The sequence below is a fragment of the Methylopila jiangsuensis genome (genome assembly GCF_027922305.1).
Lineage (GTDB): Bacteria > Pseudomonadota > Alphaproteobacteria > Rhizobiales > Methylopilaceae > Methylopila > Methylopila jiangsuensis.
Genome location: NZ_BSFK01000016.1, coordinates 722,396 through 737,171 on the forward strand (window position 1 = coordinate 722,396; position 14,776 = coordinate 737,171).

The 14,776-nt window shown below is 64.3% G+C and carries 28 protein-coding genes; 6 read left to right on the forward strand and 22 right to left on the reverse strand.

Annotated features, from left to right (window positions below; translation table 11 throughout):
- Nucleotides 1–10: 10 nt before the first annotated feature.
- The 22 genes from PKE85_RS16245 to PKE85_RS16345 all read right to left on the reverse strand — a co-directional run bounded on the left by PKE85_RS16245 (nucleotide 11) and on the right by PKE85_RS16345 (nucleotide 10,446).
- A complete protein-coding gene (locus PKE85_RS16245; protein WP_271205806.1) occupies nucleotides 11–361 on the reverse strand; it encodes a hypothetical protein in 351 nt (116 codons plus the stop codon).
- Nucleotides 358–636: a hypothetical protein gene (locus PKE85_RS16250; RefSeq protein WP_271205807.1), complete on the reverse strand. Its 279-nt coding sequence runs from the start codon at nucleotides 634–636 to the stop codon at nucleotides 358–360. Before PKE85_RS16250 ends, PKE85_RS16245 begins: the two co-directional genes overlap by 4 nt.
- Nucleotides 629–1,090 carry a hypothetical protein gene (locus PKE85_RS16255; protein ID WP_271205808.1) on the reverse strand — a complete coding sequence of 154 codons (462 nt, stop codon included), beginning with the start codon at nucleotides 1,088–1,090 and terminating at the stop codon, nucleotides 629–631. The genes PKE85_RS16250 and PKE85_RS16255 overlap by 8 nt, the downstream gene beginning before the upstream one ends.
- Entirely contained in the window at nucleotides 1,083–1,301 is a 219-nt protein-coding gene (locus PKE85_RS16260; protein WP_271205809.1) for a hypothetical protein, read from the reverse strand. Before PKE85_RS16260 ends, PKE85_RS16255 begins: the two co-directional genes overlap by 8 nt.
- Complete coding sequence (locus PKE85_RS16265) at nucleotides 1,291–1,506, reverse strand: hypothetical protein (protein WP_271205810.1); 216 nt, start codon at nucleotides 1,504–1,506, stop codon at nucleotides 1,291–1,293. Before PKE85_RS16265 ends, PKE85_RS16260 begins: the two co-directional genes overlap by 11 nt.
- Nucleotides 1,503–2,693, reverse strand: coding sequence for a DNA cytosine methyltransferase (locus PKE85_RS16270; RefSeq protein ID WP_271205811.1), 1,191 nt, complete (start codon nucleotides 2,691–2,693; stop codon nucleotides 1,503–1,505). The genes PKE85_RS16265 and PKE85_RS16270 overlap by 4 nt, the downstream gene beginning before the upstream one ends.
- Nucleotides 2,690–2,872 carry a hypothetical protein gene (locus PKE85_RS16275; protein ID WP_271205812.1) on the reverse strand — a complete coding sequence of 61 codons (183 nt, stop codon included), beginning with the start codon at nucleotides 2,870–2,872 and terminating at the stop codon, nucleotides 2,690–2,692. Before PKE85_RS16275 ends, PKE85_RS16270 begins: the two co-directional genes overlap by 4 nt.
- Nucleotides 2,869–3,201 (reverse strand): hypothetical protein, encoded by a 333-nt coding sequence (locus tag PKE85_RS16280; protein ID WP_271205813.1) that lies wholly within the window; start codon nucleotides 3,199–3,201, stop codon nucleotides 2,869–2,871. The genes PKE85_RS16275 and PKE85_RS16280 overlap by 4 nt, the downstream gene beginning before the upstream one ends.
- Complete coding sequence (locus PKE85_RS16285; protein ID WP_271205814.1) at nucleotides 3,198–3,560, reverse strand: hypothetical protein; 363 nt, start codon at nucleotides 3,558–3,560, stop codon at nucleotides 3,198–3,200. Before PKE85_RS16285 ends, PKE85_RS16280 begins: the two co-directional genes overlap by 4 nt.
- Nucleotides 3,557–3,685 carry a hypothetical protein gene (locus tag PKE85_RS16290; protein ID WP_271205815.1) on the reverse strand — a complete coding sequence of 43 codons (129 nt, stop codon included), beginning with the start codon at nucleotides 3,683–3,685 and terminating at the stop codon, nucleotides 3,557–3,559. Before PKE85_RS16290 ends, PKE85_RS16285 begins: the two co-directional genes overlap by 4 nt.
- Nucleotides 3,682–4,026, reverse strand: a complete 345-nt coding sequence (locus tag PKE85_RS16295; protein ID WP_271205816.1) for a hypothetical protein — start codon at nucleotides 4,024–4,026, stop codon at nucleotides 3,682–3,684. Before PKE85_RS16295 ends, PKE85_RS16290 begins: the two co-directional genes overlap by 4 nt.
- 90 nt (nucleotides 4,027–4,116) lie before the next feature.
- Nucleotides 4,117–4,782, reverse strand: coding sequence for an LbetaH domain-containing protein (locus PKE85_RS16300; protein WP_271205817.1), 666 nt, complete (start codon nucleotides 4,780–4,782; stop codon nucleotides 4,117–4,119).
- Between the two features lie 64 nt (nucleotides 4,783–4,846).
- Nucleotides 4,847–5,473: a DUF6745 domain-containing protein gene (locus PKE85_RS17740; protein WP_487353022.1), complete on the reverse strand. Its 627-nt coding sequence runs from the start codon at nucleotides 5,471–5,473 to the stop codon at nucleotides 4,847–4,849.
- The gene (locus PKE85_RS17745) at nucleotides 5,433–5,831 is read right to left on the reverse strand and encodes a hypothetical protein (protein WP_487353027.1); all 399 of its coding nucleotides are present in this window, start codon (nucleotides 5,829–5,831) and stop codon (nucleotides 5,433–5,435) included. The genes PKE85_RS17740 and PKE85_RS17745 overlap by 41 nt, the downstream gene beginning before the upstream one ends.
- Nucleotides 5,832–6,087: 256 nt before the next feature.
- On the reverse strand, nucleotides 6,088–6,459 hold the full coding sequence (locus PKE85_RS16310; protein WP_271205819.1) for a hypothetical protein: 372 nt from the start codon (nucleotides 6,457–6,459) through the stop codon (nucleotides 6,088–6,090).
- Between the two features lie 40 nt (nucleotides 6,460–6,499).
- Nucleotides 6,500–6,811 (reverse strand): DUF6874 family protein, encoded by a 312-nt coding sequence (locus PKE85_RS16315; RefSeq protein ID WP_271205820.1) that lies wholly within the window; start codon nucleotides 6,809–6,811, stop codon nucleotides 6,500–6,502.
- Entirely contained in the window at nucleotides 6,811–7,269 is a 459-nt protein-coding gene (locus tag PKE85_RS16320) for a hypothetical protein (RefSeq protein ID WP_271205821.1), read from the reverse strand. Before PKE85_RS16320 ends, PKE85_RS16315 begins: the two co-directional genes overlap by 1 nt.
- Before the next feature lie 163 nt (nucleotides 7,270–7,432).
- Nucleotides 7,433–7,705, reverse strand: coding sequence for a hypothetical protein (locus PKE85_RS16325; protein ID WP_271205822.1), 273 nt, complete (start codon nucleotides 7,703–7,705; stop codon nucleotides 7,433–7,435).
- Nucleotides 7,706–8,209: 504 nt separating this feature from the next.
- Nucleotides 8,210–9,220, reverse strand: a complete 1,011-nt coding sequence (locus tag PKE85_RS16330) for a P63C domain-containing protein (RefSeq protein WP_271205823.1) — start codon at nucleotides 9,218–9,220, stop codon at nucleotides 8,210–8,212.
- A 136-nt stretch (nucleotides 9,221–9,356) separates the two neighbouring features.
- The gene (locus PKE85_RS16335; RefSeq protein WP_271205824.1) at nucleotides 9,357–9,488 is read right to left on the reverse strand and encodes a hypothetical protein; all 132 of its coding nucleotides are present in this window, start codon (nucleotides 9,486–9,488) and stop codon (nucleotides 9,357–9,359) included.
- 5 nt (nucleotides 9,489–9,493) lie between these two features.
- Entirely contained in the window at nucleotides 9,494–9,754 is a 261-nt protein-coding gene (locus PKE85_RS16340; protein ID WP_271205825.1) for a hypothetical protein, read from the reverse strand.
- A complete protein-coding gene (locus PKE85_RS16345; protein WP_271205826.1) occupies nucleotides 9,751–10,446 on the reverse strand; it encodes an XRE family transcriptional regulator in 696 nt (231 codons plus the stop codon). The genes PKE85_RS16340 and PKE85_RS16345 overlap by 4 nt, the downstream gene beginning before the upstream one ends.
- A gap of 71 nt (nucleotides 10,447–10,517) precedes the next feature.
- Between PKE85_RS16345 and PKE85_RS17730 the strand changes: the two genes are divergently transcribed.
- The 6 genes from PKE85_RS17730 to PKE85_RS16370 all read left to right on the forward strand — a co-directional run bounded on the left by PKE85_RS17730 (nucleotide 10,518) and on the right by PKE85_RS16370 (nucleotide 14,740).
- Nucleotides 10,518–10,739, forward strand: coding sequence for a helix-turn-helix domain-containing protein (locus tag PKE85_RS17730; RefSeq protein ID WP_309802427.1), 222 nt, complete (start codon nucleotides 10,518–10,520; stop codon nucleotides 10,737–10,739).
- On the forward strand, nucleotides 10,736–11,245 hold the full coding sequence (locus PKE85_RS16350; RefSeq protein WP_271205827.1) for a GIY-YIG nuclease family protein: 510 nt from the start codon (nucleotides 10,736–10,738) through the stop codon (nucleotides 11,243–11,245). Before PKE85_RS17730 ends, PKE85_RS16350 begins: the two co-directional genes overlap by 4 nt.
- A 112-nt stretch (nucleotides 11,246–11,357) precedes the next feature.
- Complete coding sequence (locus PKE85_RS16355; RefSeq protein ID WP_271205828.1) at nucleotides 11,358–12,761, forward strand: helicase-related protein; 1,404 nt, start codon at nucleotides 11,358–11,360, stop codon at nucleotides 12,759–12,761.
- Nucleotides 12,758–13,663: a DNA-methyltransferase gene (locus PKE85_RS16360; protein ID WP_271205829.1), complete on the forward strand. Its 906-nt coding sequence runs from the start codon at nucleotides 12,758–12,760 to the stop codon at nucleotides 13,661–13,663. Before PKE85_RS16355 ends, PKE85_RS16360 begins: the two co-directional genes overlap by 4 nt.
- 367 nt (nucleotides 13,664–14,030) lie before the next feature.
- A complete protein-coding gene (locus tag PKE85_RS16365) occupies nucleotides 14,031–14,489 on the forward strand; it encodes a hypothetical protein (RefSeq protein WP_271205830.1) in 459 nt (152 codons plus the stop codon).
- Nucleotides 14,486–14,740 carry a DUF2312 domain-containing protein gene (locus PKE85_RS16370; protein WP_271205831.1) on the forward strand — a complete coding sequence of 85 codons (255 nt, stop codon included), beginning with the start codon at nucleotides 14,486–14,488 and terminating at the stop codon, nucleotides 14,738–14,740. Before PKE85_RS16365 ends, PKE85_RS16370 begins: the two co-directional genes overlap by 4 nt.
- The last annotated feature ends 36 nt before the right edge of the window (nucleotides 14,741–14,776 follow it).

Below are 14,776 nucleotides of genomic sequence, written 5' to 3' on the forward strand. Positions count from 1 at the left end.
CTCCGCCACCTTACCCATCGCTCTTCTCCTGAGCGGGAGGGGCGGGATCCAGAAGTCGCTCCAGCGCCTCGATCTGCGGAGCGATCTGCCCCTTCGCGAAGCCAGACAGATCGAGAATGATGTCGTACTTCTGCATCTGCGTGTAGGCGTGGCGCAGTTGAGCGATCGTGCGGCGAAGGTCTCCCGCTGCCACGGCCACCAGCCCGGCGGCGCGGAGGGCGGCGAAGCCGTTCGCAGCGAGGTAAGTGTCACTTTCGGCTATCAGGGCCTCTGCGGCTTCTGCGCGGGCGAGGGCTGCGTCGCGCTCGGCAATCACAGCCTTGACATGCCGGAGACGGACGCTCTCAGGGTAGCCACTCATTTCGCTTCTCCCCGTGCGCGGATGGCTTTGGCGATGTTCTTTGCCACCTGTCCCGCAATTGTCACGTTCGCCTCGTGCTGAGGCTCGTATCCCTCAGCTTCTTTTGCACACACCTCCCGCTCAGCCTCAGCGCCGCGCTTCTCGGCCGCCTCCACTTCGCTCTGGATCAGGGTCATGATGGTGTCGGTGGCTCTGACAACGGGCGCGCGGAGCATGCCGTAGTCCATCGTCTCCTTAACCAAGATGTCGCGGATCTTCTCGCGCAGATCACTCATGGTCGTCTCCGTTGAGAGCGGCGCGGGCGGCTTCGACTGCCACCAGAGCGGTCTTAAAACCGGCCTCTCCCACTCCGCCGCCCAGCGGAGAACCGGGGACAAGGTAGGGGAACACCCAAGGCCAGCTTTCGCCGCGCATCGGATAGTGCGGATGATCACTATCGGTCGCGCGCTCAAGTGCCCACTCCAGCGCCTCTTGCAGCCGCTCGATCTCCGCCGCCTGAGCCTCGATGGCCGGCGTGTAGGCCGCATGGATGGCGTCCAGCACCTCGTTGGCCTTATCGACCGCCTCCTGGGGCCAGGTGTCGTATTCGTCCATCTCGGGCTCGTCGCCCTCGACATGCCGCTCAAACTCGGACGCGAGAAACACAGAGATGTTGTCACCGCCGAAGGCGTCGCACTCGACGCCACCAAGGCGGATACGAAGGTCTGAAAGGGTCTTGCTCTCAGTCATCGATGCGCTCTCCATGGATGAGGTGGAGAAGGGCGCGGCGGGCGTATGCGGCGTCATGCTCAGCGTCCTCTTGATGCTCGGAGGCGGCGCACGGGTAGTTGGAGGCCATGTGATAGGCGGCGACGTCGTGGGCGGTGGCGGCCATCTGCTGGCGCTTGGAAGCCTCAACGATCAGCTTCGCCCGCTCGTACGGCGTCAGCTCACCGGCCATGTGCGGGCCTCCGAAACGGCAGAATGTTCGACCGCCCCGGCATCGGAGCCTCAGCCTCGATAAGCGCGTCGATCGGGTCGTCGGTGACGTAGACCGGGTGGTCCTCGCGAGCGCGGCGGTAGGCCTGGAACGCCGGGTCGTTGGCGATGTGGCTCGGAACGGGCTCGCCGCCGAGAAGGAGGAGGTGGGCTTCTTCGAAGGTCATGCCGCCATCCCGTGCACGGCCGCCATCGCCGCCTCGACGCGCAGGATCGCGCGGCCGATCATCTCGGGGATCTGGGGGACGACCGCGTCCCCGAACGCTTCGGCGATGAGCCTGGCGGCAGACGTCCCGCGAGGACCGCCGACCGCAACGCGCGCGCCAGCCACCCAGGCGGATAGCCCATCATCCAGCCGTAGGTGGGCGGCAAGGCCGCCGTTCCAGTCAGCCCATGGCTCGTGAGCATCACCGCCAGCGCCCGCGCGCTTGCCCACTTGGTCGATGTGGCATCCCGCAGTACGACCGGGATGTTTGCTTTCGTACGACCGTCGCCCGTGTGCAGGCCCGATGACCCGTGGCGGTCTGATTTCAGCGGCGTTGGCAGGGTCTCCAGCGTCGGCGCATGGCGAAGCAGGTTCGCCACGTCGATCTGGGCCTTGTGGCCGTTGGCCCTCTTTCCCGACAGCATCGCCTCGCGGGTCAGCGTTCTGCCGCCGTTCGGTTTGATCGGCGTCGGAAGCATGCCCGCATGCCGGCTGGGATAGCCCCGTAGTTGCGAAAGGATATCGCCCCTTCCACCCCGATCCCCGTCCGTCTTTCGCGGGGTCGCGAGGATCATCCTCAACGGGTAGGTCGATCCCGCTCCGCCCTGCCCGTCCGACGCCATCGGCGTCGGCAACCTGTTCGGGATCGCAGGCGAGGACCCAGCATCGTGCGCGTTCGTGGTTGGCACCGACGTCTGAAGCACGAACCACGAGCGGCCAGCAGGCGTAGCCGAGGTCTTCCAGCGCGCCGAGCACCCGGTCAGCGCCTCGACTTCTGAGATTAGCGCTGTTCTCAAGAGCGACCCAACGAGGTCGGCCTTCTCCGACGAGCCGGATGGCCTCGAAGAACAGCCCGGAGCGCTCGCCGTCGACGCCTTTTCCTTTTGTGTTGGCGCTCGATATGTCTTGGCAGGGCGGGGAGCCGACGAGGACGGATGGGAAATATCCAAGGTCGGCCACAACGCGAGCTGCGGTGAGAGTGCGGACGTCATCGTAAATTCTCACCCCCGGATTGTTTTCCGCGTAGAGCGTCCGGCGCCAGTCCACAGCCTCGCAGGCCGCGACATTGCGGAAGCCAGCCCTGTGCATGCCGAGCGACCAGCCGCCGGCGGCCGCCGAAAACAGGTCGATGACGTCGAGTGCGCTCACCGCCGCACCTCCCGCTCGCGCTGCGACTGGTCGCGAAGCTCGTGGCCGGGCTGTGGAGCGGAGGCCGGGCGTACCGGGCCTTGCGCGAGCGTGTAGCCGTCAGCGAGGCGCTGGGCGTGGGCGATGAGCTCGGAGCGGCGCGGCTCGGGGATGGGGGTGAGGTGCGGGCTGTCGGTCATCGGGACACCTCAGCCGAAATCATCGCAAGAAGATCGTCGGCGCGCCCGAGATATTCGCGCCATGCGCTAGCATCCGCGGCGGGGCCGACCGTCGATTTGATCTCTTTCAGAGTTATGCTGTCGAGTGAAGCGAGCCATATCGCGAGGCGATCACGGGTAATCAGCTTCGCCGCGTAATCTGCCATCGCCTTGAAGCACGCGCGGGCGTCATCGGTCGAAAGATCGAGATCGGGGTCTTCCGCCAAGATTGCGTCTCGGCCGGCGATCTGCATCGCCCATGTCGGCTCGACAGGGATGAGCGCGAGGCCGTATTCGAAGCTGTCGGTCACGGCGCGACCTCCCGGCCCTCGGCCTTGGCGAGGGCGACGTCGATCCGGGCGAGCACGGCGTCATGCTCGTCGATCAGGGCCTTGTCGCCGGCGTCGAGCGTGGAAGCGTCGCCGCGCACCGTGCAGGTGTCGAATAGCTCGTCGCGTAGGTCGGCGAGATGACTGCGGGCTTCCTGCAGCCCTTCCACCAGCGCGTCGTGGCTGTTGACCGCGCGGACGATGAAGGCCGCGTTGGCATCCCGGTCCCTGCCGCCAAGCCGGGCGACTACGCGGCGTGACTTCGGCGCGCTTGTCGAGATGATCTCGTACCCGTAGGTCGTGCCGTCCTGCGCGACCCACGGTCCTTGCGTATGGCTCATGACGTCTCTCCCCGCACGCGGCCAAACACGGTCCGGGTGCGATCAAGTTCCTGGCGCTCGCGACGTGCCGCGAGCATGATGTCGAGGTAGCTGGCGAGGCCGGCGGCGAAGGCGGAGGGGGTCATTCCGCGGCCTCCAGCCTGTGCTCCAGCTCGCCGCCTCGCGCGCGGTCGGTGAGCGCGCGGAACCGCGCGAGGATCGTTTCTTCGAAGGCGTCCGCGAGTGCCGCCAGCACTGCGTCGTTGTCCGTCTGCCCGTCATCGCGCGGCTTGTCCGCGCACGGCGTACTGGCGTCAGCCTGCCAGAGCAGCGCGTCGAAGTAGGCGAGCATCGGCTGGATGGTGAGCCGGACATGGCCGGCCATATCCTCCAGATCGAGCGAGTGCGCGCGGACGTCGAGCCGCGGCGGCCGATTGGCCGCGAGCGCGGACAGCATGTCGTTGTAGGCGAGCTGGTGCGGCTGCATCTCACGCTCCTACGGCGATGGCGGCGGCCATAAGGCCGGCGATGAAAAGGGTGATGGCGATGGCGTCGATGGACGCTCGGGCGATGCGGGTCATCGGGCGGGCTCCGCGATCTTCGCCGCGTGAGCAGCCTTGGCGCGCGCAAGGCCGGGGTGGCTCTCCACCATCGCGATCAGATGGCGGTAATCGTCGCCATGATCCGTCGCGCCATGCTCGTCCTCGACGCGGGACTTGAGCGTGGCAGTGTCGATGCCGTGTTGGCACCCGACCCACCACCGAAGCCCATGCTCGGCTGACCAGACGACGGTCGCCCAGGCGTTGCGCGAGCCCTGCGGGCCGGCGACGAACATCCAGTCTTCGGCCTCGATGATGGCGTGGTCGCCGATGCTGGCGCGGTCGCCGATGATGGCGTGGTGGCCGATGCTGGCGCGGTCGCCGATGCTGGCGCGGTAGCCGATGATGGCGCGGTAGCCGATGATGGCGTGGTGGCCGATGCTGGCGCGGTCGCCGATGATGGCGTGGTGGCCGATGCTGGCGCGGTCGCCGATGCTGGCGCGGTAGCCGATGCTGGCGCGGTCGCCGATGCTGGCGCCGGGCCAGACCTCAGCGGAAGCCGGAATGGTGACGCCATCAGCCACGGTCGCGCTGGTGGCGACGATGCCACCCTCGGACCCGTCCGGGTTGACCCAATGACGGGCCTCCGCGCTGTGGTATCCGCCGAATAGGTGAGTGAAGGTCTTGCTGCTGTCCTCGGCCATACTGGCCTCCTCTCAAAAGCTCTTCGTGGAGCCCGCGGTTGAGTGCGGGCTCGGCGAAGGGCTCTCAGGTGCGAATTTCAGGCTTGGTGAACTCGCTGGCAGAGATGCCGAGCATCCAGCTCTGCGCCTGGATCGCGGTCTCGCACATCGGATCGACGCAGATCGCAAAGTCACGGCCAGTTCCGCAGCGCACTCTGAGAAAGCGAGCCGTCACCCTGTCCTCACCGCCCTCGCTGCCGGGAAGGTCAACTTCCACCAGCGTTCCAATTTCAGGATCGCCGTCCGCATCGAGGGTTCGCGCGTCTAGATCCGCCAGGATCTTCGCCCAGCCGAGGATTTCGCAGGCCGCGCGACGCTGCTCGAGATTTTGGCAGGACAGAGCCGCCGCAGGCGTCAGGCTTCCCGGATTTTCGATCCATTCGGAGGGGATGCGGACTCCACGCCACGCGTAGACCGAAAATCCGTCTCGGTAGAGGACGGCTGGACCAGACTCGTTGTGCAGCCGCCCATCTTCGTCGCGGCGAAGATCGCAAGGCCGATCAGTCATGATGGCCGCACCACGAAAAAACCAGCACCACCCCACGGTTTCGGCCACCGTGACGAGCGGCCTCAGGCGCTCAGCGGCCTTCACGCCTGCGGCGGCGAAATACTCATAGAACGACAGCCACCCCGCGTCGTGCTGGCCGTACATCGCAGCCCAGACCTGATCCCCGACCTGAGCCCTGACCTGATCCCCGACCTGAGCCCAGACCTGATCCCCGACCTGAGCCCAGACCTGAGCCCTGACCTGAGCCCCGACCTGAGCCCCGACCTGAGCCCAGACCTGAGCCCCGACCTGAGCCCAGACCTGAGCCCAGACCTGAGCCCAGACCTGAGCCCTGACCTGAGCCCCGACCTGAGCCCAGACCTGATCCCCGACCTGAGCCCAGACCTGAGCCCTGACCTGAGCCCCGACCTGATCCCCGACCTGAGCCCTGACCTGAGCCCCGACCTGATCCCAGACCTGATCCCCGACCTGAGCCCAGACCTGAGCCCCGACCTGATCCCAGACCTGATCCCCGACCTGAGCCCCAAACTTCGAGTTCTTCAGCATCGCCGCAGCGATGGCGCCTTCACGCGGCGAAGAAAGCCGGATGAAAATTTTCGGCGCTTCCAAGCCGGCGACCGCATAGGCCGCGCAGATGGCCTGCTGCGCGGTATCGAAATCCGCGGGAGCGCAGGAAAGGCCGGCGTTGATAAACCGATCGCGGATGGCTGGAATGAGCGCCTGCTGCTCAGGCGAGAGCTTTTCGAGCTTCGCCATGGTCAGTCCGCCTGCCTACGAGCCAGCTGCTGGTACGGGTCGTATTCGCGGCCGGAGATTGCGCGATACTCGCCGGGCTCGACGCGAATGGTCTCGTGCGTGTCGTGTCCGCGCAGGTGCGTCAGCTCGTTCGCGCTCTGAAGAATGATGTGCAGGATGCGCATGCCTTCCGGAGCGCGATCAAGGACGCCGGCGGTGACGCCATCAGCCGCAAGCACATGGTGATGGCCCGTCTCGCTGTGGCCGACGATGACCACGCCGTCCTCGGGCTGAAGAGGGGTGCAGCCGGCAGGCAGCTTCGCGCCGGGCTTCACGTCGCCGATGCGGATCAGGGTGATTTCGCCTTGGGCGGCGATGCGGGAGAAGGTCTTCATGGTTGACTCCATAGGTCTGGCGGCAGGTGGCGAAGGGCTCTCAGGCGGCTTTGGTGGGGGAGGGAGCGGCACAGCGCGGCCGGAAATGGTTCAACAGCCGTCCCGTCGCGCGGTCCAGGTGATCTTCGATGCCGTAGAGATCGTGCGCGAAGTTGAAGTCGTCGGCCGCCAGCAGCTTGGCGAAGTCCATCGGGCATCCGTTCGCGGCCGTGGCGCACAGGTCCATTTCTGTCGAGAGGCGCTCGCGCTTCCTGATCAGGCCGTCCGCAAGGGCGCGGCTAACGATTTTGTCGACCAGGGCGCGGTCGGCGGCGGAAACGGCGAAGCTGACTTCGTGGGCGGCGGCGGTCATCACGCAGCCCTCTCGGCCCGGCGGACGATCGAGAACGGCGCGTTGCCCGCGAGGCGCGTGGCCTCGGCGCAGGCGGCCTCGCCGTATTGCGCGATCTCGCCAGCGTTGAAGGACGCGAGCAGATCAAGCTCGGTCACAGCACCGCCGTCAGCCTTGTCGATGATGGCGAGGGCGAGCTTGCGGATGGTGACGGCGGCGCGCTTGGCGGCGGCGCCCGCGAGTTCGGCGCGCACCTTGGCGAAAGCGCCGCGGAAGGTGCCGTCCGTGACCTTGAGGTCTTCGTCCCCGCGGACGATCCCGAACGGGTACAGGGTCATGCCGACCCCGCCGGCGCGGCGCTGATCAGTCTCAAGGCGGATCCAGAGGCGGGCTTCCGGCCCTACCTCGGCGGCGATCTTGCGCGCTTCAGCGCAGGCCTCGGCGGGCGTCATGTCGTGGGCATCAGCGGCGGCGGTCATGGCGGGCTCCATCACGTGGGGTGATGGGGAGAAGGTGCATTACGCACATCATCCCGTCAACTGAAAATGTGCATTACGCACGCTATCGGAGCGCGCCCAACAAAAAACCCCGCCGGAGCGGGGTTGGGGGAGGTGTCGGAGGGTAGGGCGGCTTAGGGCGAGGCTACATCCCGCCGATCTCGTCGTTGTCATGCAGCGGGCGGCGATCCGCATAGGGTGGTGCGCCCACCAGATCGCCGATCAGCCGAAGCAGGGCCTGATGTTCGGGCTTCCCCTGATTGTCTCGGAGAAACGAGCCGAGGTCAGTATGGGACAGTCTGGCTCCGGATGGGCCATTCGGCTGGTGAATGACAAATGCGTGTCCGGTCTGCGGCTCCCTTCCGAGATACCAGCAGTCGCCTTCCGGGCTTCGATACAGCTCTCGCCTGTTGCTCATGATTGGTTCGGCCTCCTTGGCCGGTAGCGACCTTAAAGGCGGGCCGTCGCTGGGTCTGGTTTATTCCTAAGCGGAACAAAAAAAGCCCGCCATGATGGCGGGCTTCCTGGAATCTTGCGACACGGCTCAGCCGAGCATTTCAGCGACGATGGCCTTCATCTCTTCGCGAGTGAGGCTGCTGGGCTCGGGCTTCCAGTCTTTCGCGGAGCGCTGGACGTGGGACGTAGCGCGGTCGCCCTCGTGGGCGCTGACCGTAGGGGTATGCTTCTTCATAGTGTCCTTGATCGAGCGCGCTCAAACGCTGGCCTGCGGGCCATGTCCGTGAGCGCGCAAATTCTGAGAATGATCGAGGAAAGGCGACCTCGGCTCATGCCGGTCGCTGCCTCGAACAACCGCTTATAGCGGCCCAAGGTGGCGGGATTGAGGCCCGCGGAGGCGGCGTGAAAAAGCCCGCCGGGGAGGGCGGGCTAGCTAACATCGACCGCTGGTGCTCAAGCATCATGTTCAGTCATCAAGCAGCGATAGCTGCGTTCCAACCTGCGGGAATCTCCTCGCAAATAGACGCTTGAACTGTCCAACCGTGTCTGAAACTTTCATCAATGTGACGATTTCTTGGACCTGCCTTTTCAGCTTCTCGATCCCGTAACCCTCTGTAAGGTGCTGGTGGAAACGCGCCCGCCGCGTTCCGCCAATCTTCGGGTTAATGCGGTCTAGCTCTTCCAGAACCACACCGTTTTCTAGCGGCTGATAAACGTATGTCCGCGTGAACACCGCGAAATGTTGCGGCCTATTTTGCATAACAGTTCCAGAACTATTTTTAGTCAGCCGCTTTGACCCATATACCCTGTTGAGCTCATCATAATATTCATCAGGAAATTGCTTATCCCACTGCCTCTTTTCTTCTTCTATATACTGCTGGACGAGCAATCTAAGCGCGTCTGGCTGGCGGACCTGCTGGAAGCCGGTCGCCTCATCAATCAGCGCCGTGACGCCGACTTTCGCGAATGCCTGCTGAAGGATCTTGGCTTGAGCTGCTAGACCTTCCTGCGAGGTTGAGAGCTTTCCAAGCTCCGATGCTCGAATGATCGCTTTGCAGACTTCGACCAAGACATCGGCTTCGTAACCATGCGCCAGATCCTGGGTCAATGGCTTGAAATTAATAGGGTTTTCGATCCGCTCAACTAGTTTTTCGCCAAGTTCGGATCCGATGCCCTTTCGGGTCATCGACCGTAAAAATGCATTCCCTCCCTCTGATTTTAGCCCCAGTGACCGAGCCATGCCTCGCTTATGGAAAACGCGGCGGCCGTCTTCGAGCACATAACAGTCGAGGTTAAGATCCCCGACCGTCATCTGACCCTGATGCGTCGCTTTGATGAGGTTCGGATCCGATGCGGCGGCCCCTCGCTCGCTCCAACGCTTTTCGGCCGCCCGGCGGGCAATGCCCGTTCGTTCATCTGCGGAGAGGGACTCGCTCCGCGCTTTTCCGCCGAGGCTCTGGGGGGTGTCGTCCGTCATCGTCCGCTCCATGCTTGCTGGAGGGAGGACTGTAAAATGCTTGCTGATATGTGCAAGCATAAACTTGCCTGAAGAAGCAAATATGTGCCGTTCGTGCTTGCAATCTCACCGCAGCCACCACGAACGCCGCCATTTCTCACCCCGCTCCAATCGCCATCACAAAGGCGATGATCGACAGCGCGACCGCTGTCGTGCTGAAGGCCAGCGCGATGATGGCGAGCGTCAGGGCGGTGCGGGCTTGATCAGGCGCTCTGGGCGTGTCCGCCATCTTTCTCACCCGTTCCCGGCCGGCGGCTCCGCGGACAAGGCGATCGTCGCGCGATACGCCGCGATGATGTCGCGCAGGTCGTCGATGGTCTTTGCATCTCGAACGGACGCGCCCTCGTGCCGCTCGACGCTGGTTCGCAGCCCTTCGATAGCAGCCGCCGCATCGAACAGGAGCTGGCGGAATTCGACAGGTTGGATCTCATCCGGGATGACGGCGGCCGCACGCAGCACGTCCACGATGTCGGGAGCTTGGCGGGCGGGGGTCACGATGACACCTCGCCATCAAGCGTCACGTCCACGATCGGTTTGTCCGGGTTGCGCCGGATGAACTTTCGGGCGGCTCGCTCGGGAATGATGTTCGTGACGTAGGCGGCGGCCGTCAGCTTCACGTCGCGGAGCGCCGGAGCGTTGGTGCTGATCAGGTCGAAGAGGCCGGCAGATCGGCCTAGCTCGACGATCTTGACCAGCACCCGGCCATCATCGAGCCAGACCACGCACGGCTGGCCATCCAGCTCGTAGCTCGGAGCCCGGACCTCGTCGTAGGTCACAAGCCAGCCGTTGTTGATCATGCCGTACATCGAGTCCCCCCGGACCTCGAGCGCCTTCGTCTCCGGCGTCCAGTTTGTCGGGGGCGGGATGTCGCCGAAGTTTCCGTCGCCGTCCGCGAACAGCACGCTTCCGTGAGGGCCGGCGCCGGCGAGGCCGACGATGGGCACGCGGGTAGGCTGTGCATCGACGCCGCGACCTTCACCCGTAAGAAGCCAGGCCGCACTCACTCGGAAGGCGTCAGCATACTTGCCGGCCGCACGACTGATCCCGCGCTCGCCTCGCTCGTGCTGGATGTAAGTGTCGTAAGGCCAGCCAAAAAACGTGGCGGCATCTTTCGCCGTGCTGAAGCCCCGCGCAGCTCGTGCAGCTTCCAGGCGGATGGCGAAGTCGGGGCGATCATCAAAGCTCATATGTGCATTTTGCACGCAGCCAGTGTGCGTTTCGCCTTGACTTGTCGCTGTGCGTAACGCACATTTTGGGCATGAGCGACACGGCCATCGACGTTCGCGCGCTGCGTAAGCGCCTCAATCTGACCCAAGGGCAGCTCGCCGAAAGGCTGGGGCTCGACCGGTCCAGCGTGTCGCGGCTGGAAAATGGTCAGCCCCCGTCCGGCCCGACCGAGGTGCTGCTTCGGCTGCTCGCGGCGGAGCCTCATCGACCTGCTTCCGATCCTATCTTGGACCGAGCGGGGACAGCGGCATGAGCGGCTACGTCTACGCCATCGAAAACGACGCGGGCCTCGTGAAGATCGGCTGGTCTTCCGACCCTGAGACGCGTGTGGTCAAGATCAACACTGACGCGGGCGCACCCTGCCGCTTGGTCGGGTACGTTGAGGGCACGCGCAGACAAGAGGCCGTGCTTCATGGCCTTCTCAAGAACGCTAGGGTTCATGGCGAGTGGTTTGACAAATCTCATGTTGCCGTCACGCACTTCTTAGAGATCATCCCCGCTCGTCCCGCGAAGAGGCCCAAAGCCTGCTCAGCTAATTTGATCGCGGCCTTCATTTTTGATGCCGAGATGACCCGCGCGGAATTCGCGGCGCTTGTCGGCGTTTCTCTTGGCTGCGTCCACAAGTGGGCGCGAGGCGAGCGCACCCCGCGCCCGAGCCAAATGGCCCGCATCACGGCCGCGACCGGCGGCAAGGTGACGGCGAACGACTTCATGCCGCCGCTCCCCGCCCCCGCCCCCGAACAGAGGGCGGCAGGATGAGCGCGAAGGCTACCGCCTGCATCATCGCGATCTGGCTGGCGTTCTGGGCGCCGGTGGTCGCCGTCGGGCTCGTCAAGCATTCGTCCTGCCAGCACCAATCGGAGCGCCGGCCATGACCGCGCTCCACGGCTATCACGACCTCATAGGCCGCAAGCGCATCGAGGCCCTTCCATGCGGGCTTTCGGAAGTGCCTGCGCTTCATCCCGACATGTTCGATCATCAGCGGCACGCGGTTGATTTCGCGCTTCGCGCCGGTCGCGCCGCTCTGTTTCTTGACACGGGCCTCGGTAAATCGCTCTGCGCGATCGAGTGGGGCCGCGTCGTCAGCGAGCACACTGGCAAATCGGTTCTCATGCTCGCGCCGCTCGCAGTCACGCATCAGCATGCGCGCGAGGGCGAGCGGTTCGGCGTTGATGTGAAGGCCGTCCGGTCCGGCGAGGAGATTGGCGGGCGCGGCATCTATGTCACGAACTATGACCGCCTGGACAAGTTCGATGTCTCGCGATTTGGCGGCGTGATCCTCGATGAATCGTCGGTCATCAAAAATTTCAACGGGAAGACCACGCGTCGCCTGATTGAAGCTTTCGCGCAGACGCCGTTCCGGCTTTGCTGCACCGCCACACCCGCGCCGAACGATCACACGGAACTGGGCGCGCACGCTGAGTTTCTTGGCGTCATGCGGCGCGAAGAGATGCTGCCGATCTGGTTCATCAACGACACGGCCGATACTGGCACGTGGCGGATCAAGAACCACGCTCGGGCCAATTTCTGGTCCTGGGTGGCGTCGTGGGCGCGATGCGTCTCGCGGCCCAGCGACATCGGTTTTGCGGATGACGGATACGCTCTGCCCGATCTGGTCGTATCGCACCATGAAGTCGCGGCCGATCGCATGGTCGATCCGGGCTCGGAGCGCGATGGGCAGTCGCGGCTGTTTCGTATCCCAGATACCTCCGCCACGTCGATCCATAAAGAGAAGCGGCTGACGATCGAAGGTCGCGCGCGTCTCGTAGCGGGCATCCTCGCCCGCGAGCCTGACGAGCCTTGGATCGTGTGGGTCGATACGGACTACGAGGCCGACGCGGTTATGGCGGTGCTGCCGGACGCGATCGAGGTTCGCGGGTCCATGCCGCCCGAAGAAAAGGAGTCCCGACTTGTCCGGTTCTCCGAGGGTCGCGCCCGCATCATAGTCACCAAATCGTCGATCGCAGGATTTGGCCTCAACTGGCAGCACTGCGCGCGCCAGTGCTTCGCCGGGGTCAGCTTCTCCTACGAGGCCTTTTATCAGGCCGTTCGTCGATCCTGGCGGTTTGGGCAGATGCGGCCTGTGCACGTGCACGTCGTCTGCGCCGACACCGAACGCGCCATCTGGCCCGTCGTTGAGCGCAAGGCCGGCGATCATGGCGCCATGAAGCGCGAGATGGTCGCGGCGATGCGCCGGGCCATCAAGGCTGAAACGGCGCGCAAGCTCTATCAACCCGAACATGAGGCCAGGCTCCCGGCTTGGATCGCCGCATGACGAAGGTCATCGATCAGGTCCAGACGGACCGCTTCTGCGCGTACAATGCTGATTGTGTCGAAGTCGTCGCCGGCCTCCCCACTGAGAGCGTCGGGTTCTCGATCTATTCTCCACCGTTTTCGCACCTGTTCGTTTATTCGGACAGCGAGCGTGACATGGGCAACGTCAAGAACGACGCCGAGTTTTTCGAGCAGTACGGATATCTCGTCCGCGAGCTTCATCGCGTCACCAAGCCGGGCCGTCTGACGGCGGTTCACTGTTCTGACCTTCCGCGCACCAAGTCGATGCATGGGTTCGTCGGCCTCTACGACATGCCTGCGGATATCCGCGCGGCCCATGAGGCGGCGGGATGGACCTACCATTCGCGCGTCACGGTATGGAAAGACCCGGTCGTCGAGATGCAGCGCACGAAGGCGCTGGGCCTGCTCTACAAGCAGTTGCAGAAGGATGCGACACGTAGCCGGCAGGGGATGCCGGACTACGTGATGGTGTTTCGAAAGACACCGGACAACGAAAAGCAGAGCGATCCGGTCGGGCAAGACGCCAGCAAATTTCCGGTCGATCAATGGCAGCGATGGGCATCGCCCGTCTGGATGGATATCGACCAGACTGACGTCCTCAACGTTCGCGCCGCCAAGGACGCCAAGGACGAAAAGCATCTCTGCCCGCTGCAACTTGACCTGATCGAACGGTGCATTCGGCTCTGGTCCAACGAAGGCGACACAGTCCTCTCGCCCTTCATGGGCATCGGGTCCGAGGGCTATATGGCCCTTCGCGCGCGGCGTCGGTTCATCGGCGTGGAGCTTAAGCCGAGCTACTTCGCACAAGCGGTCAAGTACCTCCAGAACATCGAGGGTCAGACATCGTCGGGTTCCCTCATCGACTTGATGGGGGCCTCATGACCATCGACGCCTACAACCCGCCCGCGGACTCCCTCGGAAGCTATGAGCTTGCAATTGAGGCTCTCCGCGAGGCTGGCGTTCGCACCGGGAAATACTCGCCGATTTCAGATGTCGAAGCCCGGCAGGCCGCCGAAGGCCCGCGCTCGTGGGCGGACCTCGACTGTGTCTCCACCCCTGCGCCGTTCTCCCAGGCGCCCACTGCCGGCGGCGCGTCCCTGCGCGCGCCCCGGCCTTTCTCTTCTCGCCGCGCCCGCATCGCCGCCAAGCAGTCGAGCGCAGCGTCACCTACCGAAATCCAGGTCTCCGTGGCATCCATGTCCAAGTCCTCCATCGCTGGTCCCAAGATCAGCACGGAAGGCGCACCGAAGTGTCGGACAAGTTCACCGATTTTTCCGCCAAGTCGGCGGATGCACGCAGGAACCCAAGGATGATCGCGACAGTCGAGGCGTCTCGGTTGATGTCCGAGATCGCGCGTCCGATGACCGTCAAGGCCGCGATGTACGAGATCGCTCAGGCTGTCTCGAAGCATCTGCCGAAGGAAATGGGCGTGATGACGCCCTCCCGCGCCGAAGACATCTTCCGGCAAGACCGCGTCCGCGTGCGCGCCGAGGAACTGGACGCCATCCGAGCAGCCGCAGAAGCCCGCCGGGCGAAGGAACACAACGATGCAGCAATCCGGGCCGAAATGGCCGTGGCTCTTGCCCGTCTGGAAAGCGTTGAGGCGGCTTTTGCCGGCGACGACGCGGAACTGGCTCGCGCTGAGATCCACGCGGCGCGGGAGCAGGTGCTTCTGGTGGGCCGCCTTCTGGAAGGGGGCGGACAGTGAGCATCGCTAGCCCTGACAGCTTCGCCAAAGACCATCTCCGCTCTTTCGTCGATCGCATCGAGAGCGAGGAAGCGGAAATCCGCGACCGCAACCAGATCAAGTCGGAAATCTACAAAGAAGCCAAAGCGATGGGCTTCGACGTGAAGGCGCTGCGCAAGGTTATCGGTGATCGGCGGCAGGACCCCGACAAGCGCGCTGAGCTGGAGGCGATCGTCGACCTCTACAAGCAAGCTCTGGGAATGCCGTCCTAGCGATAGGACCTCGCGTGCATGCGCGACCCGCGCTGC